1 protein-coding gene and 1 pseudogene are annotated in these 877 nt (G+C 44.5%); both read right to left on the bottom strand.

Going from position 1 to position 877, the window contains the following annotated elements:
• Positions 1–564 (bottom strand): annotated as a pseudogene (locus tag HC175_RS15425) (TonB-dependent receptor); the annotation flags it as partial.
• A gap of 19 nt (positions 565–583) precedes the next feature.
• A partial coding sequence (locus HC175_RS15420) for a hypothetical protein (RefSeq protein WP_168139344.1) occupies positions 584–877 on the bottom strand: 294 nt, incomplete at its 5' end.

The following is an 877-nucleotide window of genomic DNA, read 5'->3' as shown; positions in this document are numbered from 1 at the left end:
AAGATCGTTTTGAATGGAGGGAGTCACTCCATACCAGTTATACTGCTGATGCTCGGCCCCAAAATCCATATTCCAGATAAGGTTTCGATTTCTGGAGGAGTAATTCAGGTTGAGTTCGGTGTCATAATAATGATCATCAAGCACCACATCGTCGATTCCTCCCTGGGCTGAATTGTGATTCAGGAAAATTCCGAAGTTATCTGTGCGGTTCACCTCTATATTGCTGTAGAATTCGGCAAGAGCACTGGTGTAGGTTCCAAAGCCAAGTGTAATATAATTATCATACAGCTTTGGCGGCCTTTGACGCTCAACAGTTGCCGCCCTTCCTTTGGCCGGGGTAAAGGTGGAAGCCACAGGTACCGAAAAAATGCTGTATTGCACGGGCCTTTTTTCAAGACTCACTGAATCTGTTATTTTTGGCACCTCCCTTATTTTGGGAGCGTCACTTACACTTGGGGTATATGGTTTCACCACCTCTACAGTTTCGCTTCCCAGATCCTGGGCGAAGGAGAAGCCGGTGAAAAATAAGAACATGATCAATACACTTAATGAGTTGATTTTCATGGGAAGGCTTTTACGTATTTTAATTGTTGGTTTCAACTGAAGCGTTAGTTTTGGCTTCCTGTGCTTTTATTCTGGCCAATTCCTGCTTAGCCTCCTGCACTACATCGGGGAACTGTGTGAAATTCTTGATCACGTTCTCCAGGATATAGGTGGCCTGGTAAGCATCTCCCAGCGCATAGAAATTCTTCGCCATCAACACCAGTCCTTTTGCACCATAAAGCTTGTAGCCGGAATAATCTTTTGCCAGTCGCTGTACCACATCATTTGAAGCCTGGTGATTTCCCGCTTTATGTTTGAAATAAGCATCGTAGTA

Source organism: Salinimicrobium oceani (genome assembly GCF_012037645.1).
This window is presented reverse-complemented; position numbering and strand designations above follow the sequence as displayed.